Annotated in this window: 22 protein-coding genes; 13 read left to right on the top strand and 9 right to left on the bottom strand. The window is 65.8% G+C overall.

Going from position 1 to position 26,164, the window contains the following annotated elements:
- The 3 genes from Q4G14_RS10120 to Q4G14_RS10110 form a co-directional block, all read left to right on the top strand.
- Window positions 1-641 (top strand): M48 family metallopeptidase (locus Q4G14_RS10120; RefSeq protein ID WP_303361622.1); only part of this gene is annotated, 641 nt, incomplete at its 5' end.
- A 31-nt stretch (window positions 642-672) separates the two neighbouring features.
- Complete coding sequence (locus tag Q4G14_RS10115) at window positions 673-1,317, top strand: GntR family transcriptional regulator (protein WP_303361621.1); 645 nt, start codon at window positions 673-675, stop codon at window positions 1,315-1,317.
- A gap of 60 nt (window positions 1,318-1,377) precedes the next feature.
- Entirely contained in the window at window positions 1,378-2,145 is a 768-nt protein-coding gene (locus Q4G14_RS10110) for an intradiol ring-cleavage dioxygenase (protein WP_303361620.1), read from the top strand.
- 3 nt (window positions 2,146-2,148) lie between these two features.
- Here Q4G14_RS10110 and Q4G14_RS10105 read toward each other — a convergent pair whose 3' ends face one another.
- A complete protein-coding gene (locus tag Q4G14_RS10105; RefSeq protein ID WP_368661354.1) occupies window positions 2,149-2,805 on the bottom strand; it encodes a YSC84-related protein in 657 nt (218 codons plus the stop codon).
- A gap of 72 nt (window positions 2,806-2,877) precedes the next feature.
- Window positions 2,878-3,894: a porphobilinogen synthase gene (gene hemB, locus Q4G14_RS10100; protein WP_303361619.1), complete on the bottom strand. Its 1,017-nt coding sequence runs from the start codon at window positions 3,892-3,894 to the stop codon at window positions 2,878-2,880.
- Window positions 3,895-3,964: 70 nt separating this feature from the next.
- Between hemB and Q4G14_RS10095 the strand changes: the two genes are divergently transcribed.
- Both Q4G14_RS10095 and mfd read left to right on the top strand, forming a co-directional pair.
- Window positions 3,965-4,522: a hypothetical protein gene (locus Q4G14_RS10095; RefSeq protein ID WP_303361618.1), complete on the top strand. Its 558-nt coding sequence runs from the start codon at window positions 3,965-3,967 to the stop codon at window positions 4,520-4,522.
- A 38-nt stretch (window positions 4,523-4,560) separates the two neighbouring features.
- Window positions 4,561-8,007: a transcription-repair coupling factor gene (gene mfd / locus Q4G14_RS10090; RefSeq protein WP_303361617.1), complete on the top strand. Its 3,447-nt coding sequence runs from the start codon at window positions 4,561-4,563 to the stop codon at window positions 8,005-8,007.
- A 102-nt stretch (window positions 8,008-8,109) separates the two neighbouring features.
- Here mfd and clpA read toward each other — a convergent pair whose 3' ends face one another.
- Window positions 8,110-10,434: an ATP-dependent Clp protease ATP-binding subunit ClpA gene (gene clpA / locus Q4G14_RS10085; protein WP_303361616.1), complete on the bottom strand. Its 2,325-nt coding sequence runs from the start codon at window positions 10,432-10,434 to the stop codon at window positions 8,110-8,112.
- Window positions 10,435-10,614: 180 nt separating this feature from the next.
- Window positions 10,615-11,361, bottom strand: coding sequence for a hydroxyacylglutathione hydrolase (gene gloB / locus Q4G14_RS10080; RefSeq protein ID WP_303361615.1), 747 nt, complete (start codon window positions 11,359-11,361; stop codon window positions 10,615-10,617).
- Between the two features lie 56 nt (window positions 11,362-11,417).
- Here gloB and Q4G14_RS10075 point away from each other — a divergent pair, with 56 nt between their 5' ends.
- The 8 genes from Q4G14_RS10075 (at window position 11,418) to recN (ending at window position 21,297) form a co-directional block, all read left to right on the top strand.
- Entirely contained in the window at window positions 11,418-12,197 is a 780-nt protein-coding gene (locus tag Q4G14_RS10075; protein ID WP_303361614.1) for a class I SAM-dependent methyltransferase, read from the top strand.
- A 202-nt stretch (window positions 12,198-12,399) separates the two neighbouring features.
- Window positions 12,400-13,284 (top strand): D-alanine--D-alanine ligase, encoded by an 885-nt coding sequence (locus Q4G14_RS10070; protein ID WP_303361625.1) that lies wholly within the window; start codon window positions 12,400-12,402, stop codon window positions 13,282-13,284.
- Window positions 13,275-14,222 (top strand): cell division protein FtsQ/DivIB, encoded by a 948-nt coding sequence (locus Q4G14_RS10065; RefSeq protein WP_303361613.1) that lies wholly within the window; start codon window positions 13,275-13,277, stop codon window positions 14,220-14,222. The genes Q4G14_RS10070 and Q4G14_RS10065 overlap by 10 nt, the downstream gene beginning before the upstream one ends.
- 3 nt (window positions 14,223-14,225) lie before the next feature.
- On the top strand, window positions 14,226-15,560 hold the full coding sequence (gene ftsA / locus Q4G14_RS10060) for a cell division protein FtsA (RefSeq protein ID WP_303361612.1): 1,335 nt from the start codon (window positions 14,226-14,228) through the stop codon (window positions 15,558-15,560).
- A 226-nt stretch (window positions 15,561-15,786) separates the two neighbouring features.
- The gene (ftsZ, locus tag Q4G14_RS10055) at window positions 15,787-17,412 is read left to right on the top strand and encodes a cell division protein FtsZ (protein WP_303361611.1); all 1,626 of its coding nucleotides are present in this window, start codon (window positions 15,787-15,789) and stop codon (window positions 17,410-17,412) included.
- A gap of 249 nt (window positions 17,413-17,661) precedes the next feature.
- On the top strand, window positions 17,662-18,603 hold the full coding sequence (gene lpxC / locus Q4G14_RS10050) for a UDP-3-O-acyl-N-acetylglucosamine deacetylase (RefSeq protein WP_303361610.1): 942 nt from the start codon (window positions 17,662-17,664) through the stop codon (window positions 18,601-18,603).
- Window positions 18,604-18,794: 191 nt separating this feature from the next.
- Complete coding sequence (locus Q4G14_RS10045) at window positions 18,795-19,643, top strand: outer membrane protein assembly factor BamD (RefSeq protein ID WP_303361609.1); 849 nt, start codon at window positions 18,795-18,797, stop codon at window positions 19,641-19,643.
- A gap of 10 nt (window positions 19,644-19,653) precedes the next feature.
- The gene (recN, locus tag Q4G14_RS10040; protein ID WP_303361608.1) at window positions 19,654-21,297 is read left to right on the top strand and encodes a DNA repair protein RecN; all 1,644 of its coding nucleotides are present in this window, start codon (window positions 19,654-19,656) and stop codon (window positions 21,295-21,297) included.
- Between the two features lie 29 nt (window positions 21,298-21,326).
- Here the strand turns inward: recN and Q4G14_RS10035 are convergent, their stop codons facing one another.
- From Q4G14_RS10035 to Q4G14_RS10015, 5 genes are all read right to left on the bottom strand, one after another.
- On the bottom strand, window positions 21,327-21,701 hold the full coding sequence (locus Q4G14_RS10035) for a hypothetical protein (protein WP_303361607.1): 375 nt from the start codon (window positions 21,699-21,701) through the stop codon (window positions 21,327-21,329).
- Between the two features lie 121 nt (window positions 21,702-21,822).
- Entirely contained in the window at window positions 21,823-22,692 is an 870-nt protein-coding gene (mmsB, locus tag Q4G14_RS10030) for a 3-hydroxyisobutyrate dehydrogenase (RefSeq protein ID WP_303361606.1), read from the bottom strand.
- Window positions 22,689-23,696, bottom strand: a complete 1,008-nt coding sequence (locus Q4G14_RS10025) for an enoyl-CoA hydratase/isomerase family protein (protein ID WP_303361605.1) — start codon at window positions 23,694-23,696, stop codon at window positions 22,689-22,691. The genes mmsB and Q4G14_RS10025 overlap by 4 nt, the downstream gene beginning before the upstream one ends.
- The gene (locus Q4G14_RS10020; protein WP_303361604.1) at window positions 23,696-24,841 is read right to left on the bottom strand and encodes an acyl-CoA dehydrogenase family protein; all 1,146 of its coding nucleotides are present in this window, start codon (window positions 24,839-24,841) and stop codon (window positions 23,696-23,698) included. Before Q4G14_RS10020 ends, Q4G14_RS10025 begins: the two co-directional genes overlap by 1 nt.
- Window positions 24,842-24,912: 71 nt before the next feature.
- Window positions 24,913-26,040 carry a carboxylate-amine ligase gene (locus Q4G14_RS10015; RefSeq protein WP_303361603.1) on the bottom strand — a complete coding sequence of 376 codons (1,128 nt, stop codon included), beginning with the start codon at window positions 26,038-26,040 and terminating at the stop codon, window positions 24,913-24,915.
- Window positions 26,041-26,164: the final 124 nt, after the last annotated feature.

Raw genomic sequence — 26,164 nt, 5'->3', positions numbered from 1 at the left:
GCAGATCGGCGCGGGCGCGGCGGATGGTGCTGCGGGTGCCGCGCGACGGGGCCGACCCGGTGCTGACCCTGCCGCCCCGCGTGACCGAGGCCGAAGGCCGTGCTTTTGCCGAATCGCGGGCGGGCTGGCTGCGGCAGGCGCGGGCGGCAGTGCCGGTGCCGCTGCGGGTCGCGCCCGGCGCGGCGCTGCCGGTCGAGGGGCGGGCGCTGATCCTGACCCCGCATCCGCTGCGCGCCGCCCGGATCGAGGGCGATCACCTGCTGATTCCCGCCAACCGCCCCGCCGGGCCGGTGGCGGCGGCCTTCCTGAAGCATCTGGCGCATGACCGGCTGCACGCCGCCTGCGACCGCCATGCCGCGGCGCTTGGCCGCGATGTACGGGCGATCAGCCTGCGCGACACTCGCAGCCGCTGGGGTTCCTGCACGACAGAGGGGCGGCTGATGTTTTCCTGGCGGCTGGCCATGGCCCCGCCCGAGGTGCTGGATTACGTCGCCGCGCACGAAGTGGCGCATCTGGCGCATATGGATCACTCGCCCCGGTTCTGGGCGGCGGTGGCGCGGCTGATGCCCGGCTATGCCCCGCGCCGCGACTGGCTGAAGCGGCACGGTGGCGATCTGATGCTGTGGCAATTCCGCGATTGACGCGCTGCGGCTTTGTGATCACAAACGGGTTATGAGCCTGCCCCGCCCTTCGGAACCCGCCTCACATGAACGGCTGTATCGCAACCTGCGCAGCCGCATCATGCTGGGCCAACTGCCGCCCGGTCAGCCGCTGACCCTGCGCGGGATCGCCGCCGAACATCACGTCAGCATGACCCCCGCGCGCGAGGCGGTGCGCCGTCTGGTGGCCGAAGGGGCGCTGTCGCTGTCGGCCTCGGGGCGCGTCACCACCCCCGAGCTGACCGATGAGCGGATCGAGGAACTGTCGGCCCTGCGCGCCCTGATCGAACCCGAACTGGCCGCCCGCGCCCTGCCGCGCGCGCATTTCGCGCTGATCGACCGGCTGGCGGTGATGAACGGCCAGATCGCCGATGCGGTCGAGCGGCATGATGCCGTGGGCTATATCCGCTGCAATCTGGATTTTCACCGCACGCTTTACCTGCGCGCGCAGGCTCCGGCGATGCTGGCGATTCTGGAAACGGTCTGGCTGCAACTGGGGCCGACCATGCGCGTGTTGTATGGTCGTGTGCGGCGGAACGAGCCGCCGCGCCATCACCGGATGATTCTGGCCGCCCTGCGGGCGGGCGACGAACCGGCGCTGCGGCTGGCGGTGCGCACGGATGTGACGCATGGGCTGCGGCATTTGACGGCGGGATAGGCGTTTACCCTTGGTTGGGGCACCGAATGCTATGACCAGCGCAATTGGAAAGGAAACGCCATGACCCATCGCCGCGATCTGTTGAAATTGCTGGCCGCTGCGGCGCCTGCCGTTCTGGGGGCGGGCAGCTTTCCCCACGCACTGCGGGCACAGGCCGTGCAGGCGGGGCTGATTACCCCCAATGTCTGCGCCCTGATGCCCGAAGTGACCGAGGGGCCGTATTACATCGACCCCGGCCTGATTCGCGCCGATATTCGGGAACAGCGGCCCGGATTGCCCTTGCGGATGCGGTTGCAGGTTGTCGATCCGGCCTGCAACCCGATCCCCGGTGCGCGGGTCGATGTCTGGCAATGCGATGCGCAGGGCAATTACAGCGGCTATGCGCGGCAGGGCAGCGACCGGGTGGACGACACCACCGGGCAGACCTTTCTGCGCGGCACTCAGATCGCGGGGCAGGACGGGGTGGCGGCGTTCCAGTCGATCTATCCCGGCTGGTATCGCGGGCGCACGGCGCATGTCCATTTCAAGGTGTTTCTGGATCAGCGCAATGTGCTGACGGGGCAGATGTTCTTTCCCGACAGCTTTAGCGACGGCGTGTATGCGCAGTTTGCCGATTACGCCCGCGACGGGCGCGACCGCGATGTGCGCAACAGCAATGACGGCATCGCCCGGCAGGCGGGCGATGCGGCCTATGCCGCGCTGACGCAGATCGAGGGCGGCTATGATGCGGCGCTGGTCATCGGGGTGTCCCCTGATGCCGTGTCGCGTGGGCGGCAAGGCCCGCGCAGGGGCGGGCAGGGGGTGCCGCCGCCCCCAACTCGTGGCTGATCCTCAGGCGGGGGCGTTTGTCGCCGTAGCCTGTGGCTGCTGTGCGGGGGCCATCATCCACGGCAGTTGCAGCCGGGGCACGACCGGCGTGGTCTGCGCGACATTGGCGGGCAACAGCCGGGTGTATTTCGTCCCCTCGATTGTGGCTCCGGCCATCAGCCCGCTTTGACCAAAGATCACCGCGACAACGGGTTGCTGCGCGGTGATGGTGTCGCTGCCGATGGCCATGCCGCCATCGGGCGCGGCGTAATAGGCACCCGCCCCCGCGACCCAGCCCTGCGACGCACGAAACGCGGCCAGAGCCTGTTCGGTGCGAAAGATCAGCACATGCGCGAATTGCTGCGCCCCGGCCTGAAAGCCGACGCTGGCCTGTGTGGCGGCGTAATAATCGACCGTGGCCCCGCCAATGCGCAGCGCACCTTCGCCATAGGCGCCGCCGATGCCGAAACCGGCGGCGGTCATCAGCGGAATATACAGCACGCCGCGCGCATCAGCCATAATTCTGGCGGTACCGGGATAGCGGCTGACCAGAAAATCATGCGTGGTGTTCACCCTTGCGTCCAGTTGCGCGGTAGCCGCCGGATTGACGGACATGGCGCAACCGCCCAGCAACATTGCCGCGCCGCCCGTCGCCAGAAAATCGCGCCGTGTCATGCTCATCTGATTGCCCCTTTGACAGATCGGGCGCTTACCAGCCCTTGCGGATCAGTCTAGGCGATCCGCCAGATATTGTCACGCACCGCCGCGCCCGGTCTGGTGCAGCCACTCGGCCACCTGAGGGGCGAAATAGGTCAGCACCCCGTCGCAGCCCGCGCGGCGGAACGACAGCAGGCTTTCGACAACTACATCGCGTTTCAGCCAGCCGGCACGAATCGCCCCCTCGATCATCGCGTATTCGCCGCTGACCTGATAGGCAAAGGTCGGCGCGCCGAACTGGTCGCGCACGGCGCGGCAGATGTCGAGATAGGGCATCCCCGGTTTCACCATCACCATATCCGCCCCCTCGGCCAGATCGCGGGCGACGCAGCGGAGCGCCTCTTCCCGGTTGGCGGGATTGATCTGATAGGTCTTTTTGTCGCCGACCAGCCGCCCCGCCGCGCCGACCGCATCGCGGAACGGGCCGTAAAAGCTGCTGGCGAATTTCGCCGCATAGGACAGGATCGCGACGTCCTTGTGCCCGGCCCCCTCCATCGCGGATCGCAGCGCGCCGATGCGCCCGTCCATCATGTCGCTGGGGCCAAGAATATCGGCGCCGCATTCGGCCTGAACCAGTGCCATGCGCACCAGCGCCTGAACCGTTTCATCGTTCAGAATTTCGCCATTCACCACGAATCCGTCGTGACCGTTGGCGTTATACGGGTCCAGCGCGATGTCGGTCATCACCGCCAGATCGGGCACGGTGTCCTTGACGGCGCGGATGGCGCGGTTGGCGATGTTGTTTTCATCCCACGCACGCTCGCACCCCTCGGTGCGCAATTCGGCGGCGGTGTGCGGAAAGATGCAGACGGCGGGGATGCCCAGTTCCGCCGCCTGTTCGGCCGCGCGCCGCGCGCCGTCCAGCGACAGCCGGTGAACGCCGGGCATCGAGGGGATCTCGCCCTCGGCCCCGTCCACCTCGGTCACGAAGATCGGCCAGATCAGGTTGGCGGCGGTCAGATGCACCTCGGCGGTCAGGGCGCGCAGGTTTTCGGTGCGGCGCAGGCGGCGCAGGCGGGTTGCGGGAAAGGGGGCGATGATCGGAGTTGCCATGACAGGGCCTTTTCTCTGCTGTGCCCCCGTTCTAAGGTCACGCGCAGCCAACGACAAGAAAAGGCCGACCTTGCCGCATCTCACCGGATTTCTTGACCTGCTGGGCGCGCGCAGCTTTTCCAGCATCTGGTTCTGGCTGGTGCTGGTCACGGCCTGGACCGTTTCGGGCCGCGCCGTGCTGGGTGTGCCGCTGGATGTGCTGACCCGTGCCCGGCGCGACCCGGACGGGCCTGCCGGGCTGTTGCTGCTGGACTGGTTGTCGCTGACGCTGCCGCGCTGGCGGATCGGGCCGCGTGACGGGCTGTGGCTGCTGGGCGCGGCCTGTTTCGGGTTGACCGTGCTGGCGGTGCTGGGCTTTGGCTATGGGCGCGAAATGGCGCAGGCGCTGGCCCTGCTGCTGGTGCCCTTTGCCCTGCTGTTGCTGATGCGGCTGCGGCTGGCGCAGCTGCTGATCCCGCTGCTGGACGCCGCGCAGCACGGCGCGACCCCGCCCGAAGCCGCCGTGGCCGAGGCGATGCGCCAGATCAACCGCCACCGCAATTGGGCCTTTGTGCTGTCGGTGCTGGCCGTTGCGGTGACGGCGGCATGGGGCACGATGTATCGGCTGATGCACCCCTTTGGCATCTGAGGGTTGACACCGCCCGCCCGCAGCTTACCTGACCGCGCATGGCTGACCATCTGATCCTGTCCGGCGCGCCCGAGGGCTTTGACGCCACCCTGATCGCGCGCGAGCTGGAACGCGGCGCGCCCGTGATCCACATCGCCCGCGACGACCGCCGGGCCGAGGCGATGCGCGCCGCGCTGGCCTTTGCCGCGCCCGGCGTGGCTGTGCTGGATTTCCCGGCATGGGACACGACGCCCTATGATCGCGTGTCCCCTGCCAGTGCCGTGCAGGCCGCGCGCATGGCCACGCTGGCCGCGCTGGCGCAGGGCGCGATCCGGGGGCCGTTCGTGCTGTTGACCACGCTCAACGCCGTGCTGCAACGCCTGCCCGCGCGCGATGTGGTTGCCGCGGCCAGCTTTTCCGCCCGCGTGGGTGATCGCATCAACGATGGCGCCTTGCGGGATTTTCTGGCGCGGATGGGCTTTGTTCAGGCCCCCACCGTGACCGAGCCGGGCGATTTCGCCGTGCGCGGCGGCATCATCGACATTTACCCGCCGGGGCAGGCCGGGCCGGTGCGGTTGGACCTGTTCGGCGATGTGCTGGACGGCGCGCGCCGCTTTGACGCCGACACGCAGCGCACCACGGAAAAGCTGGACCGGGTGGAACTGGCCCCCATGTCCGAAGTGATTCTGGACGAGGACGCGATCACCCGCTTTCGCCAGAACTATCGCGTGACATGGGGTGGCGGCACGAACGATCCGTTGTATGAGGGCGTCAGCGCCGGTCGCAAGATGGCCGGGATGGAGCATTGGCTGCCGTGGTTCCACGACCGGATGGACAGCCTGTTCGATTACATGCCCGGTGCCAGCGTGATGCTGGATGACCACATCGGGCAGGTGATCGACGCCCGGCGCGGCATGATCGCCGAACAATATCAGGCCCGCCGCGATGCGATGGCGGCCAAGGGGCGCGCCGATACCGTCTATCGCCCGGTGCCGCCCGAGGCGCTGTTCCCGACAGAGCAGGAATGGGACGGCTGGCTGGCCGGGCGGCGCGTGGTGCGGCTGGTGGCGCTGCCGCAGCCGACCGGGCCGGGCGTGCTGGATGCCGGCGGGCGCACGGGCCGCAATTTTGCACCGGAACGTCAGGCTGAAAAAGGCAACCTGTTCAGGGAACTGGCCGATCATATTCAGGCATTGCGCAAAGATCGCCGCGTGATTGTCGCCAGCTTTTCGGCGGGGGCGCGCGACCGTCTGGCCGGGTTGCTGGCTGATGAGGGGCTGCGCGACGGGGCCAATATCACCAGCCTTGGCGATCTGCCGGATAAACCCGGCGCATTGGGGCTGGCGGTCTGGCCGCTGGAAGAAGGCTTTGTTTCCAAAGGTCTGGCGGTCATATCCGAACAGGATGTGCTGGGCGACCGGCTGATCCGGGGCGCGCGCAAGAAACGCCGGGCGGAAAATTTTCTGCGCGACACCACCACGCTGACCCCCGGCGATCTGGTCGTGCATGTCGAACACGGCATCGGGCGCTATACCGGCCTTGAAACCATCCGCGCGGCCGGGGTGCCGCATGATTGCGTGGCGCTGGAATATGCCGGCGGCGACCGGCTGTATCTGCCGGTTGAAAACATCGAACTGCTGTCGCGCTATGGCCACGAAGAAGGTTTGCTGGACAAGCTGGGCGGCGGGGCGTGGCAGGCGCGCAAGGCGCGGCTGAAGGAACGCATCCGCCTGATCGCCGACCGGCTGATCCGGGTCGCCGCCGAGCGGCTGCTGCGCGCCGCCCCGGTCATGGAACCCGATCACCATGATTGGGAGGCGTTTTCCGCCCGCTTTCCCTATACCGAAACCGAAGACCAACTGGCGGCCATCGACGATGTGACCGCCGATCTGGCCGCCGGTCGCCCGATGGACCGGCTGGTGGTCGGCGATGTGGGCTTTGGCAAGACCGAAGTGGCGATGCGCGCCGCCTTTGTCGCGGCTGTCTCGGGCCGTCAGGTGGCGGTGGTCGCGCCCACGACGCTGCTGGCGCGCCAGCATTTCCGCAGCTTTGCCGAACGGTTCCGCGGCACCGCGATCACCGTGCGGCCGCTGTCGCGCTTTGTCAGCGCCCGTGATGCGGCGGAAACCCGCGCCGGGCTGGCTGATGGCAGCGTCGATATTGTCGTCGGCACTCATGCCGTGCTGGCCAAACAGGTGCGTTTCAAGAACCTTGGCCTGCTGATTGTCGATGAGGAACAACACTTTGGCGTTGCCCACAAGGAACGGCTGAAGGAACTGCGCAGCGACATCCACGTTCTGACCCTGACGGCCACGCCGATCCCGCGCACGCTGCAACTGTCGCTGACCGGGGTGCGCGATCTGTCGATCATCGGCACTCCGCCGGTGGACCGTCTGGCGATCCGCACCTATGTCAGCGAATTCGACAGCGTAACCATCCGCGAGGCCCTGCTGCGCGAAAAATACCGGGGCGGGCAGTCGTTCTTTGTCGTGCCGCGTCTGGCCGATCTGCCGGATGTGCAGGACTGGCTGAGCGAACATGTCCCCGAGGTCAGCTTTATCGTGGCGCATGGGCAGTTGGCGGCGGGCGATCTGGATCAGCGGATGAACGCCTTTTACGACGGCAGCCATGATGTGCTGCTGGCGACCAGCATCGTTGAATCGGGGCTGGATATTCCGTCCGCGAATACGATGGTTGTCTGGCGTGCCGATATGTTCGGGCTGGCGCAATTGTATCAGATCCGGGGCCGCGTGGGGCGGTCGAAGACCCGCGCCTATTGCTATCTGACCACCAGGCCGCGCCAGCCGCTGACGCCTCAGGCGATCCGGCGGTTGAAATTTCTGGGGTCGATCGACAGCCTTGGCGCGGGGTTCAATCTGGCGTCGCAGGATCTGGATTTGCGCGGGGCGGGCAACCTGCTGGGCGAGGAACAGTCGGGCCATATCAAAGAGGTCGGCTTTGAACTGTATCAGGCCATGCTGGAGGAAACCATCGCCAAGCTGAAATCCGGCGAGATCGAGGCCGCGCCCGAAGACGAATGGGCGCCGGTGCTGAACCTTGGCGTGCCGGTGACGATCCCCGAAACCTATGTGGCCGATCTGGATGTGCGGCTGGGGCTGTATCGCCGGCTGGCTGAACTGACCACCAAGGTCGAGCTGGAGGGCTTTGCCGCCGAACTGATCGACCGCTTTGGCCCGCTGCCGCGCGAGGTGAACACGCTGCTGCTGGTGATCCGCATCAAGGCGATGGCGAAGCGCGCCAATATCGCGAAACTGGATGCAGGGCCAAAGGGCGCGACGGTGATGTTCCACAACGACAAATTCCCCAACCCCGCCGGTCTGGTGGAATTCCTGACCGACCAGCGCGGGCAGGCCAAGGTGGATGGCAACAAGATCGTGCTGCGCCGCGACTGGGGCAGCGATGCTGACCGCATCAAGGGGGCTTTTGCGATTGCCCGCGATCTGGCCGCCAAGGTGAAAGAGGGTGCGGCGGCGCGCAAAGCATAGGGTAGTGCCTGCGTCGCTGCCGGAGCCTCCGGCGGGGATATTTATCAAACGAAAGACGGGGCAGCAAAAAGGGGCGCGGTGGGCGCCCCTTTTGATGTTGGTTTAATCGGCGGTCAGCAGCGGCGTTTTGGATTTGCCGATGCGCAGCGCCTCGGGGCCGGTGATGTCGAAGGCGGGTTTGCCATCTTCGATCTTGACCCGGACCACGCCGCCCTTGGTCAGCCGACCAAACAGCAATTCTTCGGCCAGCGGCTTTTTGATGTATTCCTGAATGACCCGGCCAAGCGGGCGCGCGCCCATCTTTTCATCATAGCCCTTTTCGGCCAGCCAGTCGGCGGCTTGCGGTGTCAGTTCGATATGGACGTTACGATCCATCAACTGCGCTTCCAGTTGCAGCACGAATTTCTCGACCACATGGATCACGGTATCACGCGCCAGAGGTGCAAAGCTGATGACCGCGTCCAGACGGTTGCGGAATTCGGGCGTGAAGGTGCGCTCGATTGCCTCGACATCCTCGCCCTCGCGCCGGTCGCGGGCAAAGCCGATGGCGGCCTTGGCTTGATCGGCGGCCCCTGCGTTCGAGGTCATGATCAGGATCACGTTACGGAAATCCACCTGACGCCCGTTATGGTCGGTCAGCTTGCCGTGGTCCATCACTTGCAGCAGGATGTTGTAGACATCCGGGTGCGCCTTTTCGATCTCGTCCAGCAGCAGCACACAATGGGGGTGCTGATCGACGCCATCGGTCAGCATCCCGCCCTGATCGAAGCCGACATAGCCGGGCGGGGCGCCGATCAAGCGGCTGACCGCGTGCTTTTCCATGTATTCCGACATGTCAAAGCGCAGCAGTTCGACCCCCAGCGTATTCGCCAGTTGCTTGGCCACCTCGGTCTTGCCGACGCCAGTCGGGCCGGCGAACAGATAGTTGCCGATAGGCTTTTCCGGTTCGCGCAGGCCAGCACGGGCCAGCTTGATCGCCGAGGACAGCGCCTCGATGGCCGAATCCTGCCCGAACACCACACGTTTCAGCGATTTTTCCAGATCGCGCAGCACCTCGGCGTCGTCTTTGCTGACGTTTTTCGGCGGGATGCGGGCGATTTTTGCCACCACAGCCTCGATCTCTTTGGGGCTGATGGTTTTGCGTCGCTTGCTTTCGGCGACCAGATGCTGCGCCGCGCCCGCCTCGTCGATCACGTCGATGGCCGAATCGGGCAGTTTGCGGTCGTTGATATAGCGGCTGGCCAGTTCCACCGCCGTCTTGATCGCGTCATTCGTATAGCGCAGGTCGTGATGCGCCTCGAAATGCGGTTTCAGCCCCATCAAAATCTTGATGCTGTCTGGCACCGAGGGTTCGTTCACGTCGATTTTCTGGAACCGGCGCGACAGGGCGCGGTCTTTTTCGAAGTGCTGACGGAATTCCTTGTAGGTGGTCGATCCCATGCAGCGCAGCTTGCCGCCCGCCAGAGCGGGTTTCAGCAGGTTCGAGGCATCCATCGCCCCGCCCGAGGTCGCCCCCGCGCCGATGACGGTGTGGATTTCGTCGATGAACAGGATCGCGTCGGGATGCGCCTCAAGTTCCTTGACCACGGCTTTCAGCCGTTCCTCGAAATCGCCGCGATAGCGGGTTCCGGCCAGCAGCGCGCCCATATCCAGCGAAAAGATCGTCGCGCCGGACAGCACGTCAGGGGTTTGCCCCTCGACGATCTTTTTCGCCAGACCTTCAGCGATGGCGGTCTTGCCCACGCCCGGATCGCCCACCAGCAGCGGGTTGTTCTTGCGGCGGCGGCACAGCACCTGAATGCAACGCTCGACCTCGGGTTCGCGCCCGATCAGAGGGTCGATGTCGCCCTTGCGCGACTTTGCATTCAGATCGACGCAGTATTTCGCCAGCGCGCTTTCGTCCTTGGCATCGGGCGCAGCCTCGCCGTGGTGGGTTTCGGCAGGGTCATCCGCGCCGATAACCTTGCGGTTTTCGGAAAACTGCGGGTTCTTGGCGACGCCATGGGCGATGAAGTTCACTGCGTCATAGCGGGTCATATCCAGTTCTTGCAGGAAGAACGCCGCATTCGATTCGCGTTCGGCAAAGATGGCGACCAGCACGTTGGCGCCCGTCACCTCGGACCGGCCCGAAGATTGCACATGGATCGCCGCGCGCTGGATCACCCGCTGGAATGCGGCGGTCGGAACGGCCTCGGACCCTTCGACATCGGTAATCAGCGTGGACAGATCGTCTTCGATGAATTCGATCAGCAGGCGGCGCAATTCGTCAAGATCGACGTTGCAGGCGCGCATGACCCGGACGGCATCCGGTTCATCCGTCAGCGCCAGCAGCAGATGTTCCAGGGTTGCCAGTTCGTGCCGGTGTTCATTCGCAAGCGCGAGGGCGGCATGGATGGCCTGTTCAAGAGAGGTAGAAAAACTCGGCACGGTCGTCTCCTGTCAGTCGGCTGGCGGTATGGGCCGGATTGGCGGCCCACCTGCCCAGACTGTCACGATACAGTTAAGAATTGATGGATTTGCTGCGGCTTCAAGAACTTTTTCAGCGCGAGGCCATGAAAATCCGATGGTTGATGCAGATGTGATGATGCCTGCCGCTGTTTTCAAGGCTTAGAAATCGTCCTTCATGCGGCGCAGGCGGGCAAAGACCTCGGCATCGGTGGCGCCCTGCATATTCAGGCGGTTACGCAGATCTGCCGTGCGCAGAAAGGGGTTGGTGGCGCGTTCCGTATCCAGCGTCGCGGGGGCGCAGGGGGTGCCGCCCTCGACCCCGGTCAGGCGGTCGCGCAGGGTGGCGTTCTGCGGATCGACCGACAGCGCAAAGGCACCGTTGCCTGCGCAATAATCATGGCCGGAACAGATCAGCGTGTTGCCGGGCAGGGCGTTCAGGCGCGACAGGCTGGCCCACATCATCGGCGCGTCGCCTTCGAACAGGCGGCCGCAGCCGATGGCCATCAGGCTGTCGCCGGTAAAGGCCAGCCCCGCACCGGCAAAGTGAAAGGCGACATGGCCGACGGTATGGCCGGACACGTCGATCACCGTCGCGGTTTCGCCGCAGATGGTGATGCTGTCGCCGGGGGCGACGGGGTGATCCAGCGGCGGCAGGCGGGCGGCATCGGCGGCATGGCCAATGACGCGGGTGCCGGGATAGGCGCGGCGCAGCTCGGGCACGTCCTGAATGTGATCGTCGTGATGGTGGGTCAGCAAAATGTGATCCAGCCGCCAGCCACGTTCATCCAGCGCGGCGCGAATCGGACTGGCTTCGGGGGCGTCGATCAGCGCGGTTTCGCCGTTGCCATGGATCAGATAGGCATAGTTGTCGCGCAGGCAGCGGATCGTGACCAGTTCCAGCGGCATTGGCAAATCCCCTTTGGTGTGGTGTCTTAGCCTCGCAAACAAGGGGCCGGTGCGCAATGCATCACGATGTCAGCGATCTGCGGCAGTTTTATTACCAGCGCGCCTTGGGCCGTGTGGTGCAAAAGATCCTGCGCGACCGCCTGACCGAAATCTGGCCGCCTGCGCAAGGTTCGGGAATGACGGTGGCCGGATACGGCTTTGCCGCGCCGATGCTGCGGCCCTTTCTGAACGACGCGCGGCGGGTGACGGCCTTGATGCCGGGGCCGCAGGGGGTGATGGCCTGGCCTGCGGGGATGCCGAACCACTCGGTCCTGTGCGAGGAAACCGCCTGGCCGCTGGATACCGGCAGCGTGGACCGGCTGGTGATGCTGCACGGGCTGGAAACCAGCGATCACCCCGCCGCCGTGCTGGCCGAGGCGGCGCGCGTGCTTGGCCCCGGCGGGCGGATGCTGGTCATGGTGCCCAACCGCGCCGGGCTGTGGGCGGCATCCGATGCGACGCCCTTTGGCTTTGGCCGCAGCTATACCGCCAGCCAGCTAGAGGCGCAGATGCGTGCGGCGGGGCTGATGACCGAATGGCAGGGGGCGGCGCTGTATATCCCGCCTTCGGATCGCCGGTTCTGGCTGCGCAGCGCGGGGGTATGGGAGCGCACGGGCCGCCGCATCGGGCGGCTGCTGATCGCCGGGGTGCTGATGGCCGAGGTGTCGAAACAGGTCCATGCCTCGGCCGGGCCGGGGGTGCGGGTGCATGTCCCCAGCCCGCTGGAGGTTCTGGGTGGCATCGCGCGCCCGCGCCCTGCGGGGATACGCGCGTTTCAGCACAGCCGGCGGCGATAGGCGGTTATCCCCAGCCGATTCGCCCGGCGCATGAAAAAATGCTTTTGCGGGGCGGATGATGCGGCTATTGTCGTGTCATGCGAAAACGGCGCACGCGGGAAAACCGGCGGCGCAATAACAAGGTGGCCCGGATCAACCGGGCAGAAAAGGCGAAAACGTGACGGGCAGGTCGAGCAGGACAGCCCACACCGTAGCCGTTCTGATGGGCGGACCCTCGGCTGAGCGCGAGGTGTCCTTGTCGTCAGGGCGTGAATGCGCGGATGCGCTGCGGGTGGCGGGCTATCAGGTTGTCGAAATTGAACTGGGCCGCGAACATGGCCCTGATATTGTCGCGCGCCTGCGTGATGCCGCGCCGGATGTGGTGTTCAACGCCCTTCATGGCCGCTGGGGCGAAGATGGCTGCGTGCAGGGCCTGCTGGAATGGCTGGGCCTGCCCTATACGCATTCCGGGGTGTTGGCCTCGGCCCTTGCGATGGACAAGACTCGCAGCAAGGATGCCTTCCGTGCCGCTGGCCTGCCGGTGCTGGACAGCGTGATCGCCGACGCCGACAAAGTGCGCCGCCGCCATGTCCTGCCGCCGCCCTATGTGGTCAAGCCCAATGACGAAGGCTCCAGCGTTGGCATCTATATCGTGCAGCAGGGCGACGCGCCGCCGGTGCTGGCCGATACGATGCCTGCGCGGGTCATGGTCGAAACCTATGCGCCGGGGCGCGAACTGACCACCGCCGTCATGGGTGGCCGCGCGCTTGGCGTGACGGAAATCATCACCGAGGGCTGGTATGATTACGACGCCAAATACAAGGCGGGCGGTTCGCGCCATGTGATCCCCGCCGACATCCCCGATGATATTGCCGCGGCCTGTCTGGAATATGCCGTGCGCGCGCATGATGCGCTGGGGTGCCGGGGCCTGTCGCGCACCGATTTCCGCTGGGATGACGCGCGCGGGCTGGCCGGGCTGTATCTGCTGGAACTGAACAATCAGCCGGGGATGACGCCGACCTCGCTTGCGCCCGAACAGGCGGCGCAGGCCGGGGTCGAGTTTCCCGCCCTGATGCGCTGGATGGTCGAGGACGCGCTATGGCATTGACCGATCATCGCATCTTTCGTCGCGGGCGCCGCGATCCGGCGCCGTCGCGGCTGGCCTATCGGCTGGAACGGATGTGGCTGAAGCCCGTCTGGCGGCGGGTGATCCGGCTGGGCGTGCCTGCCTTTGCCGTGGCCATGGTGGCCGGGGTCTGGCTGTCCGACGAACATCGCCGCGCGGTGCTGACCGACGGTATCAACGGCGTGATCCAGTCGGTTCAACGCCGCGACGAATTCATGGTCCGCATGATGACGATCGAGGGCGCTTCGGCGCCGGTGGACAAGGCGATGCGCGCCATGCTGCCGGTCGATCTGCCTGCCTCCAGCTTTGACATCAACCTGACGGCGCTGCGCTTGCAGGTGATGGCGCTGGATGCGGTGGAAACGGTCGATCTGCGCATCCGTCCGGGCGGCGTCCTGTCGGCAACCGTGACCGAGCGGGAACCGGCGATGCTGTGGCGCAATGCGCGCGGCATCGACATTCTGGACGCTGGCGGTCACCGGGTGGCCAGCGTCACCTCGCGCGAGGTGCGGGCCGATCTGCCGCTGATCGCGGGCGAGGGGGCAGACGAAAAAGCGGCCGAGGCGCTGGCCCTGATCGACGCCGCCGGGCCGATCCTGCCGCGCGTGCGCGGGCTGGTGCGGCAGGGCGAACGCCGCTGGGATGTGGTGCTGGATCGCGGTCAGCGCATCCAGCTGCCCGAATCCGGTGCCGTCAAGGCGCTGGAGCGGGTGATCGCGCTGGATCGCGCGCAAGACGTTCTGGCGCGCGATATTGCCGTGTTTGATCTGCGCGATCCCTCGCATCTGGTGGTGCGGATGGGGATTGATGCGCGCAATACGATCCGCGCCGCGCGCGGGCAGGTGCAACTGGGACCGGACGGGCTGCCGCTGCCCGAAGACGCCGCGCGCGTCGCCGGATCATCTCGACGGGGGGGCTAGGCGATGGGCGAACTTTATCAGACGCAGCGGGCCATGCGGAACTTGCGCCGCGCCGCCCTGCAACGGGGGGTGATCGGGGTGCTGGACATCGGCACCTCGAAAATCGCCTGCCTTGTGCTGCAATTCGACGGATCAGGCACCACGCGCGAAGAAGACGGTGTTGGCCCGCTGGCGGGGCAGGCGAATTTCCGTGTCATCGGATCGGCCCACACCCGCGCGCGCGGGATGCGTGGCGGCGAGATCGAGACGATGGCCGAAACCGAACGCGCCGTGCGCACCGTCATCACGCAGGCACAGAAACATGCGGGCGTGCGCATCGACCACATCATCGCCTGCCTGTCGGGCGGGCGGCCTTCGTCTTATGGGCTGGCGGGGGATATTGCGCTGGCCTCGGGCAAGGTCGGGGAACATGACATTGCCTCGGTTCTGGCATCCTGCGACGTGCCCGATTTCGGTCGCGGGCGCGAGGTGCTGCATGCGCAGCCGGTGAACTTTGCCGTCGATCATCGCAGCGGGCTGGCCGATCCGCGCGACCACCACGGCAACCGGCTGGCCTGCGATATGCATGTGCTGACGGTGGATGCCGATGTCATCAGCAATGTGGCGAATTGCGTGGCGCGCTGCGACATCGCGCTGGCCGGGATCGCCTCGGCCGCCTATACGGCGGGCCGCGCGGCGCTGATCGAGGATGAACAGGAACTGGGCGCGGCCTGCATCGACATGGGCGCGGGCGGCACCAGCGTGTCGATTTTCATCAAGAAACACATGATCTTTGCCGACCGGGTGCGGATCGGCGGCCAGCATATCACGCAGGACATTGCGCACGGGCTGCGCGTGTCGCCGCAGATCGCGGAACGGCTGAAAACCATGAACGGCGGGGTCGAGGCGACGGGCCGCGACGACCGCGACATGATCGAGGTCGGCACCAACACCGGCGACTGGGAGGCAGACCGCCGCACCGTCAGCCGCGCCGATGTCATCGGCGTCATGCGCCCGCGGGTCGAGGAAATTCTGGAAGGCGTGCGCGAGGTGCTGGACGCGGCGGGCTTTGACCATATGCCCAGCCAGCAGATCGTGCTGACCGGCGGCGGCAGCCAGATTCCCGGGCTGGACCTGCTGGCGACGCGGATTCTGGGGCCTCAGGTCCGCTGCGGCCGTCCGCTGCGCATCGACGGGCTGGCGCATCAGTTCACCGACCCCGGCTTTGCCAGCGCGGTCGGTCTGGCGCTGTTCGCGGCGCATCCGCAGGATGAATGGTGGGATTTCGAAATGCCCGCCGAAGCCTATCCGGCACGCAGCCTGCGCCGCGCCTATCGCTGGTTCCGCAACAACTGGTAAACGCGGGCCAGCTATCGCTGGGCAGGGGCGTGATACGCCCCACCAGATGATGACGTGTGGGCAATATACCGCCTATCAAACTTATCCACAGCCCTATATTTTGGGGTTAACGGGCGTTTTTCGGATGACGTGCGGGGCGTGTGCGGGTAATGTGGGCCGGATACACGGGGGATTCGACCGGCGCGCCCAGAAAGCCCGGCAGATCAGCGAACGACAGGCGGAAACCATGAACCTCAATCTGATGATGAACGACGATGACGAGCTGAAGCCGCGCATCACGGTCTTTGGCGTTGGTGGCGCCGGTGGCAACGCTGTCAACAATATGATCGAGAAAAAGCTGGATGGCGTGGAATTCGTCGTCGCCAACACTGATGCGCAGGCTCTGGCGCAGTCCAAGGCCAGCAGCCGGGTGCAGATGGGGCCGAAAGTGACCGAAGGTCTGGGCGCTGGCGCCAAGCCGACCATCGGTGCCAAGGCCGCCGAAGAAACCATCGAAGATATCGTCGATCACCTGATGGGCGCGCATATGTGCTTTATCACCGCCGGGATGGGCGGCGGCACCGGCACTGGCGCGGCCCCGATCATTGCGCAGGCCGCCCGCGAAATGGGTATCCTGACCGTGGGTGTCGTGACCAAGCCCTTCAGCTTTGAGGGCACCAAGCGGATGCGTCAGGCCGAAGAAGGGGTCGAGGCGCTGCAAAAGGTCGTCGATACGCTGATCATCATTCCGAACCAGAACCTGTTCCGGCTGGCGAATGAAAAGACCACCTTCACCGAAGCCTTCGCCATGGCCGATGACGTGCTGTATCAGGGCGTCAAGGGCGTGACCGACCTGATGGTGCGTCCGGGCCTGATTAACCTCGACTTTGCCGATGTCCGCGCCGTCATGGACGAGATGGGCAAGGCGATGATGGGCACGGGCGAGGCTGCGGGCGAAAACCGTGCGGTCGAGGCGGCGGAACGCGCCATCGCCAACCCGCTGCTGGATGAAATCAGCCTGAACGGCGCCAAAGGCGTGCTGATTAACATCACCGGCGGCTATGACATGACCCTGTTCGAACTGGACGAGGCCGCGAATATCATCCGCGACAAGGTGGATGCCGATGCGAATATCATCGTCGGTTCGACCCTGGACCCGGAAATGGACGGCACGCTGCGGGTGTCGGTCGTTGCCACCGGCATCGACGCCGCTGTGGCCGGATCGGCCGAACCGGCCGCGCCGCGTCGCAGCATGGCCGCTCCGCTGACCCAGACGCCCAGCATGTCGCGCGCCGAAAGCGTCGAGGACGATATGCCGGTTCCGCCGCGCCGCAACCCCGCGCCCGAGACAGCGCCGGTTGCCAGCGTCCGCGATCAGCATCTGGCCGATGACGATATGCCTGCGCCGGGCTGGCAGCCCAAGTCGGGGCCTGCCGTCGCGGCGGCGCGTCCGGCCTCGCCGATGATCCACGAAGATTCCGCCGCCTATGTCGCGCCCAAACCCCGCGCCGCTGGCGTGACCCCGCGCCCCGAGGTGCTGGAGCGTCTGCAAAAGGCCGTTGCCCATCCGGGCGAGTCGCGTCAGCAGCAGGCTCCGCGCCAGCAACAGCCGGTGGCCGAGGATCAGCGCGCCGGGGCCGGCCGCATGGCGGGTCTGGGCCGGATGCTGGAACGGATGGCCGGGCATAACGCCGGGCAGGGGGCAGCCGCTGCCGCCAAACCCACGGCGGGCACGCTTGCCGAACGTGTCAGCGAACGGGTGGCCACCCGCGCCCGCGAACAGGAAGAGGCGAATTTCGATGATCTCGCCAGCCCGGATGCGCAGGGCGACAACATCGAGATCCCCGCATTCCTGCGTCGTCAGGCGAACTGAGCCTTCACGAATTCGGATATGACAACCGTTAAAGGGTCGCCTGTGGCGGCCCTTTTTCGTTGTGATTCCAAATGGTCCGCCGCATTCGGGGTTAACGCCGCCACCGCGTGCCGGTGAATGTTTCACCCCGTTACAATTCGTTAATTGAACGGTCGGGTGCGCACGCCTAGCTGTCTTGAGCCGGGCGCAAAAGGTGCCCGGACCGATTCTGGAAATCGGCAGGACAAGAAAAAACGGGCAGGCAAGGTTATGCAGGCGACGATCAAGACACCGGCTGAATTTACGGATGTGGGTCTCCACTCTGGCGTTCCTGCGCGGCTGGTCATCCGGCCCGCTGCGCCCGATCATGGCATCGTGTTTCACCGCACCGATCTGGGCGATGGCCCGGATGCAAAGATCAAGGCGCTGTGGGATCAGGTGACGCCTTCCAAGCTTTGCACGCTGCTGGACAACGGGCAGGGCGCTACGCTGTCCACCGTGGAACACATCATGGCCGCGCTGTCGGGCACGGGCATCCACAACGCCCTGATTCAGGTGGACGGACCCGAGGTGCCGATTCTCGACGGATCGTCGGCCCAGTTCGTGCGCGGAATCCTGCGCGCCGGGATCGAAATTCAGTTCGGCAGCCCGCTGCGCGCCATCCGCGTCCTGCGCCCGGTCGAGGTGCGCGAGGGCGAGGCATGGGCACGTCTGGAACCCGCCGACCATCTGGAAATCGACTTTCACATCGACTTTGCCGACACCGCCATCGGTCAGCAGGACAAGCGGCTGGACATGGCGAACGGCGCCTTTGTGCGCGAGCTGGCCGACAGCCGCACCTTTTGCCGTCAGGCCGATGTCGATGCGATGCGCCGCCACGGGCTGGCGCTTGGCGGCAGCTATCTGAACGCCGTGGTCGTCGATGGCCCGCGCGTGCTGTCGCCGGGCGGCCTGCGCCACTCGGACGAGGCGGTGCGCCACAAGATGCTGGATGCCATGGGCGATCTGGCGCTGGCCGGGGCACCGCTGCTGGCGCGCTATACCGGCAACCGCGCCGGTCACGCGATGACCAACTGCCTGCTGCGGGCGCTGTTCGCCCAGCCGGATGCGTGGGAATGGACCACCTGCTCCCCGGATCTTGAGGGGCGTTTGCCCGGTGCGGGCGTGGCGGCCTATTCGGCCGATGCCGCACGGCTGGCCCTGATCGCCTGAATCGCATGTTACAATTGTGCGCGCTGCCCCCCGGCGCGCACAACCGGGCGGCGTGGCTGGCTTTTCCCGTTGTCACAAAGCTGATCCAAACCGCAGATTGCCATTTTGCGCCCCCTAAAAAACTATGCTAGGACAGCCGGGCCGTGCCGTCTCTGCACCGGCACGACCGACAGAATCGATGGACGGACCCTATGCCGCGTTCCAAAAGTGCTGCTTTTCTGACTGCGGCGATGCTTTCTGCCCTGATGCTTGCCGGCTGTAACCGTGGCGGCACCACTGCCATGCCGCAAAACATGGAACAGTTCACCGCCGAGGAAATCTACAAGCGCGGCGAATACGAGCTGGAAAACAGCCGCCGGCCCGAAGATGCCGTCCGCTATTTCGCCGAGATCGAGCGGCTTTACCCCTATTCCGAATGGGCCAAGCGCGCGCTGATTATGGAAGCCTATGGCTATCACAAGGCGCAGAACTATGAAGAGGCGCGGGCGGCGGCGCAGCGTTTTCTGGATACCTATCCGGGCGACGAAGATGCGGCCTATGCGAAATACCTGCTGGCGCTGTCCTATTACGACCAGATCGACGATGTGGGCCGCGATCAGGGCCTGACCTTTCAGGCGCTGCAATCCATGCGCGAGGTGATCGAGCAATATCCCGACAGCGAATATGCGCGTTCGGCGATTCTCAAATTCGATCTGGCCTTTGACCATCTGGCCGCCAAGGAAATGGAAATCGGCCGTTATTACCTCAAGCGTGGTCATTACACGGCGGCGATCAACCGTTTTCGCGTCGTGGTCGAGGAATTCCAGACCACCACCCACACGCCCGAGGCGCTGATGCGTCTGGTCGAGGCGTATCTGGCGCTTGGCCTGACGGATGAGGCGCAGACGGCGGGGGCGATTCTGGGGCATAACTTCCAGTCGTCGCCCTTCTACGAAGATGCCTATGCGCAGTTGCGGGGCCGTGGTCTGACCGCGACGCCCAAGGGCGATAGCTGGCTGACCAACGTCTATCGGCAGGTCATTCAGGGCCGCTGGCTGTAAAGGGGCGGGGATGCTCCGCCATCTCGATATTCGGGATATGCTGCTGATCGACCGGCTGGATCTGTCCTTCGGGCCGGGGCTGAACGCGCTGACGGGGGAAACAGGCGCGGGCAAGTCGATTTTGCTGGATTGTCTGGGCTTTGTGCTGGGCTGGCGCGGGCGGGCCGAACTGGTCCGCGCCGGGGCCGCGCAGGGCGAGGTGACGGCGGTGTTCGATCTGCCGCCCGGCCATCCCGCGCGTCAGGTGCTGGCCGATGCCGGGATCGAGGCCGAGGATGAACTGATCCTGCGTCGGGTGAATGCGCTGGACGGGCGCAAGACGGGTTACGTCAACGACCGCCGCGTCTCGGGCGAGGTGTTGCGGGCGCTGTCGGATACGCTGGTGGAACTGCATGGCCAGCATGACGACCGTGGCCTGCTGAACCCGCGCGGGCACCGGCAGTTGCTGGATGCGTTCGGCGGCATCGACACGGCCCCGGCACGGGTGGCCTGGGCCGCGCGGCGGCAGGCCGAACAGGCGCTGAGCGATGCCCAAACCGCGCTAGAGGCCGCGCGCGCCGAAGAAGATTTCCTGCGCCACGCCGTCAAGGAACTGGACGATCTGGCCCCTCAGCCCGGCGAAGAGGCCGATCTTGATGCCCGCCGCCGTGCGATGCAGGGCGCGGCGCGCATCCGCGAAGATGTGGCCCGTGCGTTGACTGCCCTTGGCCCGCAAGGGGCCGAGGGGGCGATGATGGATGCCGCCCGTTGGCTGGAAGGCGCGGCGGACCGGGCCGATGGCCGGCTGGATGCGCCGCTGTCGGCGCTGTCGCGCGCCAGCATCGAATTGGGCGAGGCGTTTTCCGGCGTCGAGGCGGCGCTGGATGCGCTGGATTTCGATCCCCGCGCGTTAGAAACCGCCGAGGAACGGCTGTTTGCCCTGCGCGCACTGGCCCGCAAGCACGGCGTTCTGGCGGATGATCTGGCCGGGCTGGCCGATGATTTGCGCGCCCGGCTGGGGGCGATAGATTCCGGGGCAGAGTCGCTGGCTGCCTTGACCGCGGCGGCGCAGGCGGCGGGGCAGGACTATGATACCGCCGCGCAGGCCCTGACCAGCGCGCGGCGCGCGGCGGCATCGCGGCTGGACACGGCGGTCGCGGCAGAGCTTGCGCCGCTGAAGATGGAACGCGCAGTCTTTGAAACCCGGCTGAGCGATGCCCCCGCCGGGCCGGATGGCGCGGATGCGGTGGCCTTTACCGTCGCCACCAACCCCGGCGCGCCTGCCGGTCCGCTGGACAAGATCGCCTCGGGCGGGGAACTGTCGCGGTTTCTGTTGGCGCTCAAGGTCTGTCTGGCGCGTGGGGCGGATGCGCTGGTGATGATCTTTGACGAAATCGACCGGGGTGTGGGCGGGGCGACCGCCGATGCCGTCGGTCGCCGGTTGCGTCGTCTGGCAGATGAAGCGCAGGTGCTGGTCGTGACCCACAGCCCGCAGGTGGCCGCGCTGGCAAGCCATCATTTTCAGGTGGCGAAATCGGTGTCAGACGGTATGACGACCAGCCGCGTCGTGGTGCTGGATCACGACGAACGTCAGCGCGAAATCGCCCGGATGCTGGCGGGGGATACGATCACCCCCGCCGCGCTGGATGCCGCCCGCGCCTTGCTGGACGGCTGACCCGATCAGCGGCACCAGGTTTGCGCTATTCAGTCAAGAATGCGGTCAACGATACGCAGGATCGACAGCACCTTGCCAGTTTCGCCGTCAACCCGGATCAGACGCCCGTTGACGATGGCATAGTGGTCGCCCGCAGGAGGCGTCCCCAGACCATAAAGGCCGGGATGCGTCACGATATGAATCGAACCAAGGTTCAGCACATCGCCGACTTGCAGGCCGTTTTGCTGTGCCTGCCCCGCTGGCGCGCAGGCCGGATCGCGACTGGCCAGACCGGGCGCGCAGCTTTGGGCGCTATCCTGTCCGCGACCGTTGCCTTGGGCTTGTGCGATTAACGGCAGCGGAACCAGCGCCACTGCGGTCAACAGCACAAAAACAGCCGCTACACCCCGATGCAGCGTCATCATCGTTACGTCCTTTCGTCATCCCTAAGGATAACAACCTGTGCGACTTTTGGTTGCATTCTTTCCCGTCAGAATGCGGCGAGCATGACCGATTTTCACCGGCCCTGCCCATGTCGCTGGCCGTTTAGCCGTTGCGTGCTGAAAAACGCGGCAGCATGGCCGAGAAATCCTTGCCGCGCCCGTCCTCGTCCTCGACGAAGGTACGATACAGATCGCGGGCGGTGCGACCCATCGGCGTGTCGGCGGCGACGGATTCGGCGGCATCCTGCGCCAGCATCAGATCCTTGAGCATCAGCTCGGATGCGAAACCGGGTTTATAGTCGTTGTCGGCAGGCGATTTCGGCCCGACGCCCGGCGCGGGGCAATAGGCGTTCATCGTCCAGCTGTAACCGGACGAGGTGGACACCACGTCGAACATCTTTTGCCGGTCCAGCCCCAGCTTGTCGGCCAGCGCGAAAGCCTCGCAAGTGGCGATCATCGTTACGCCAAGGATCATGTTGTTGCAGATCTTGGCGGCCTGACCGGCCCCGGCATCGCCGCAATGCACGGCCTTTTGGCCCATGATGCCGAACAGAGGCTTGACCGTGGCAAAGGCGTCGTCAGGGCCGCCGACCATAAAGGTCAGCGTGCCGGCCTGCGCGCCGCCGATGCCGCCCGATACCGGCGCATCCAGCGCGCCCATGCCCGCCGCCGCCGCGTCAGCCGCCACCGCGCGGGCACTGGCCACATCGACGGTTGAACAGTCGCACAGCACCGCCCCGGCGGGCATGGCCGGGATGACCTCGGCGGCGACGGCTTTCAGGATGGCACCGTTGGGCAGCATGGTGATGACCACATCCGCCCCGCGCGCCGCATCGGCGGCAGTGGCGGCCCGGATCACGCCATCGGGCATCGGCGCGGTCAGGTCAAACCCCGACACGTCATTGCCTGCGCGGGCCAGATTGGCGGCCATCGGTCCGCCCATGTTGCCCAATCCGATAAATCCGATCTTCATGCTTCTTTCCCCCAAGTCAGTTCGTCATCGCCCAATGGCGCCAGAACTGCCGCCACATTGTCGGCAGACGCATCGGCGGTCCAGTGCGGGTTGCGGTCCTTGTCGATGATCTGGGCGCGGACGCCCTCGATAAAGTCGGTCTGTTCGGTCGCGCGGAAGGTATAGCGATATTCGCGCGACAGCGATTCCTGAATCCGCCGGTCGCCCCGCGCAGCCCGCACCAGCGCCAGCCCCGCCGCCATCGACAGGGGCGAGTTGCGCCGGATCGGTTTCAGCGACTGTTCGTCGCCGGCGGTTTGCAGCGCGGCGGTGATCTCGGCCACGGTCTTGCCGCCGAAAGCGGACAGGTCGCGGCCCTCAAGCTCGGCCGGGGGCGGGGGCTGGCCGTGGATCAGGCCGATGTCGCCGGTTTCCTCTAGCGCGGCGATCAGCGCGGGCCATTCGGCTTCGGGCAGGTAGGTATCAGCAAAGCCGGTAAAGATCGCATCGCCCGGCCCGATCTGGGCACCGGTCAGGGTCAGATATTCGCCCGTGCGGCCCGGCGCGCGCGACAAGATCCAGGTGCCGCCCACGTCCGGGATCAGCCCGATGCCCGATTCCGGCATGGCGATGCGGGTGCTGTCGCCGACCACGCGATGGCTGGCATGGCCGCCCACGCCGACCCCGCCGCCCATGACAAAGCCCTGCATAAAGGCGGCGATGGGTTTGGGGTAATCGGCGATCGCCGCGTTCATGCGATATTCGTCGTGGAAAAAGTCGCGGCCGATCTGGTGATCGCCCTCAAGCCCGCCGCGATAGACCGCTGCGATGTCGCCCCCGGCGCAAAAGGCGCGCTCGCCCTGCGCGTCGATGACGATCAGCGCCACATCCGGGTCGTCGCGCCAGTCGTTCAGCGCCGCATGGATCGCGCGCGCCATGTCATGCGACAGCGCGTTCAGCGCCTTGGGCCGGGTAAAGGTGATGCGGCCCGCGCGGCCCGCCTTGCGGATATGCAGATCATCCATCAGCCACGCTCCGCCAACAGGGCGCGGGCGGTAATCATGCGCATGATTTCGTTCGTGCCTTCCAGAATTTGGTGAACGCGCAGGTCGCGCACGATCTTTTCGATACCGTAATCGGCCAGATAGCCGTAACCGCCATGCAGTTGCAGGCACTGATCCGCAACCTGCGAGGCGTTTTCCGTTACCAGAAACTTGGCCATGGCGCAGAATTTGGTCGCGTCGGGGGCGGCGTTGTCCAGCTTCCACGCGGCTTGCCGCAGGAAGGTGCGGGCGGATTGCAGCTTCATCTCCATCTCGGCCAAGCGGAATTGCAGCGCCTGAAACTGGTCGATGGTTTTGCCGAAGGCCTTGCGTTCGCCCATATATTGCAGCGTGGCGTTCAGCGCGGCCTGCGCGCCGCCAAGCGCCCCGGCGGAAATGTTCAGCCGCCCGCCGTCCAGCCCGGCCATGGCATAGGTAAAGCCGCGCCCTTCCTCGCCCAGCAGGTTTTCGGCGGGGATCACGCAATCGTCGAACTGGACCTGCGCGGTCGGCTGCGATTTCCAGCCCATCTTGTGTTCGTTCGCGCCAAAGGACAGGCCGGGGGTGCCGTCCTCGACGATGACGGTGCTGATGCCCTTTGGCCCGTCGTCTCCGGTGCGGACCATGGTCACATAAACGTCTGAATAGCCGCCGCCGGAAATGAACGCCTTGGTTCCGTTCAGCTTCCACCCGTCATTCGTGCGTTCGGCGCGGGTGCGCAGGGCGGCGGCGTCGGAGCCGGACCCCGGCTCGGTCAGGCAATAGGAAAACACCTTTTCCATGCTGCACAGGGCAGGCAGCCAGCGGGCCTTGTCGTCGTCGGTGCCGAACTTGTCGATCATGCCGCCGCACATGTTATGGATCGACAGGAACGACCCGACCGAGGGGCAGGCCATCGCCAAAGCCTCGAACACCAGCACGGCATCGCTGCGCGACAGGCCCGAGCCGCCGTATTCCTCGGACACATACAGCCCGCCAAAGCCAAGCTGGGCGATTTCCGGCCACAGCTCTTTCGGGATGGTGCCTGCGGCCTCCCATTCCTTTGCATTGGGTGCGATGCGTGTCTGGCCAAAATCATAGGCCATTTCAAAGATCGCCTGCTGTTCCTCGGTCAGTGCGAAATCCATGCGGTCCCCCTCATCTCTCCTCCGGTTGCACCGCTATAGGGCGCAAATCTTGCGTAACTGTTTCAAACGGGTCAGGCGGCGCGGTATTCACCGATCAGCTCCATCACCACGGCGCGCAGAGCCTGATCGCGCGGCGCGCCTGCGGCCATTGCGCTGGCCAGAACCGCCCGCTGACGTGCGGCGCTGGTGCCGCGCTGCACCATGTCGCGGGCGCGCGCGACCTCGGGGGCGCAGTTCAGGGCCTCGGCGTCGGGGGCGATCAGGTCGATCCATTCGTCCACCAGATCGGCGAAGGGCACCACGCGGCGGCGGCCAAAGTCGATCAGCCCCTCGGTCCCGCCATAGCGCAGCGCGCGCCAGCGGTTTTCGTTCAGCAGAAAATTGTCATAGATGCGCCAGCGTTGATTGCGTTGCGACAGCCGCCACAGCATTCGCGTGGTGGACTGGATCAGCGCGGCCAGTGTCAGCGTATCTTCCAGCCGGGGGCAGGCGTCGCAGATGCGGGTTTCCAGCGTCGGGAACCGGGCCGACGGGCGCAGATCCCACCACAGCTTGCTGCCATCCTCGATCACGCCGATGTCGGTCAGCGCCTGAACCGAGCGTTCATAATCGCCCCAACTGTCCAGCCGGGGCGGCAGGCCGGTGCGCGGCAGATTGCCGAAAACCGTCAGGCGATAGCTGGCCAGCCCGGTATCCTCGCCCTGCCAGAACGGGCTGGAGGCCGACAGCGCCAGCAGATGCGGCAGAAAATAGACGAACTGGTTCATCAGGTCGATGCGCCGGTCGCGGTCGGGCAGGCCGATATGCACATGCATCCCGCTTATCAGCATCCGCCGCGCCACGCCCGCCAGATCCTGCCGCAGCGCGTTATAGCGATCCTTGTCGGTGTGATGCTGATCGCGCCAGTCGGCATAAGGGTGGCACGAGGCCGAAATCGGTGCCAGCCCGTGCCGCCCCGCATGATGCGCCACGGTTTCGCGCAACTCGCACAGTTCCGCCCGCGCCTGCGCAATATCGCGGCAGACGCCGGTGCCCACCTCGATCTGACAGCGCAGATATTCGGGGCTGACGCGATCGCCCAGATCGGCGCGGCATTCCTCAAGCAGGCTTTCAGGCATAGGGGACAGGTCGCCGGTCTGCTGATCGACCAGCAGGTATTCCTCTTCGATGCCCAGGGTGAAATCCGGTGAGTCAGGCATGGCTTTTTCCCGTCGTTGGCAGCGCATCAAGGGGCATCAGGCAACGCAATTCATGATGCGGATCGCCCACCGGCACAAGGCGGCGGGCAGATGCACCAGAACGAAAAGGCGCGTCAGCCTGCCG

The sequence above is a fragment of the Paracoccus sp. (in: a-proteobacteria) genome, from assembly GCF_030538755.1.
Lineage (GTDB): Bacteria > Pseudomonadota > Alphaproteobacteria > Rhodobacterales > Rhodobacteraceae > Paracoccus.
This window is presented reverse-complemented; position numbering and strand designations above follow the sequence as displayed.

Excerpts from the sequence above, each read along its gene's own strand:
- Q4G14_RS10115 (WP_303361621.1), top strand. The coding sequence starts at position 673 with ATGAGCCTGCCCCGCCCTTCGGAACCCGCCTCACATGAACGGCTGTAT.
- Q4G14_RS10110 (WP_303361620.1), top strand. The coding sequence starts at position 1,378 with ATGACCCATCGCCGCGATCTGTTGAAATTGCTGGCCGCTGCGGCGCCT.
- Q4G14_RS10105 (WP_368661354.1), bottom strand. The coding sequence starts at position 2,805 with ATGAGCATGACACGGCGCGATTTTCTGGCGACGGGCGGCGCGGCAATG.
- hemB (WP_303361619.1), bottom strand. The coding sequence starts at position 3,894 with ATGGCAACTCCGATCATCGCCCCCTTTCCCGCAACCCGCCTGCGCCGC.
- mfd (WP_303361617.1), top strand. The coding sequence starts at position 4,561 with ATGGCTGACCATCTGATCCTGTCCGGCGCGCCCGAGGGCTTTGACGCC.
- gloB (WP_303361615.1), bottom strand. The coding sequence starts at position 11,361 with ATGCCGCTGGAACTGGTCACGATCCGCTGCCTGCGCGACAACTATGCC.
- Q4G14_RS10075 (WP_303361614.1), top strand. The coding sequence starts at position 11,418 with ATGCATCACGATGTCAGCGATCTGCGGCAGTTTTATTACCAGCGCGCC.
- Q4G14_RS10070 (WP_303361625.1), top strand. The coding sequence starts at position 12,400 with ATGGGCGGACCCTCGGCTGAGCGCGAGGTGTCCTTGTCGTCAGGGCGT.
- Q4G14_RS10065 (WP_303361613.1), top strand. The coding sequence starts at position 13,275 with ATGGCATTGACCGATCATCGCATCTTTCGTCGCGGGCGCCGCGATCCG.
- ftsA (WP_303361612.1), top strand. The coding sequence starts at position 14,226 with ATGGGCGAACTTTATCAGACGCAGCGGGCCATGCGGAACTTGCGCCGC.
- ftsZ (WP_303361611.1), top strand. The coding sequence starts at position 15,787 with ATGAACCTCAATCTGATGATGAACGACGATGACGAGCTGAAGCCGCGC.
- lpxC (WP_303361610.1), top strand. The coding sequence starts at position 17,662 with ATGCAGGCGACGATCAAGACACCGGCTGAATTTACGGATGTGGGTCTC.
- Q4G14_RS10045 (WP_303361609.1), top strand. The coding sequence starts at position 18,795 with ATGCCGCGTTCCAAAAGTGCTGCTTTTCTGACTGCGGCGATGCTTTCT.
- recN (WP_303361608.1), top strand. The coding sequence starts at position 19,654 with ATGCTCCGCCATCTCGATATTCGGGATATGCTGCTGATCGACCGGCTG.
- Q4G14_RS10035 (WP_303361607.1), bottom strand. The coding sequence starts at position 21,701 with ATGATGACGCTGCATCGGGGTGTAGCGGCTGTTTTTGTGCTGTTGACC.
- mmsB (WP_303361606.1), bottom strand. The coding sequence starts at position 22,692 with ATGAAGATCGGATTTATCGGATTGGGCAACATGGGCGGACCGATGGCC.
- Q4G14_RS10025 (WP_303361605.1), bottom strand. The coding sequence starts at position 23,696 with ATGGATGATCTGCATATCCGCAAGGCGGGCCGCGCGGGCCGCATCACC.
- Q4G14_RS10020 (WP_303361604.1), bottom strand. The coding sequence starts at position 24,841 with ATGGATTTCGCACTGACCGAGGAACAGCAGGCGATCTTTGAAATGGCC.
- Q4G14_RS10015 (WP_303361603.1), bottom strand. The coding sequence starts at position 26,040 with ATGCCTGACTCACCGGATTTCACCCTGGGCATCGAAGAGGAATACCTG.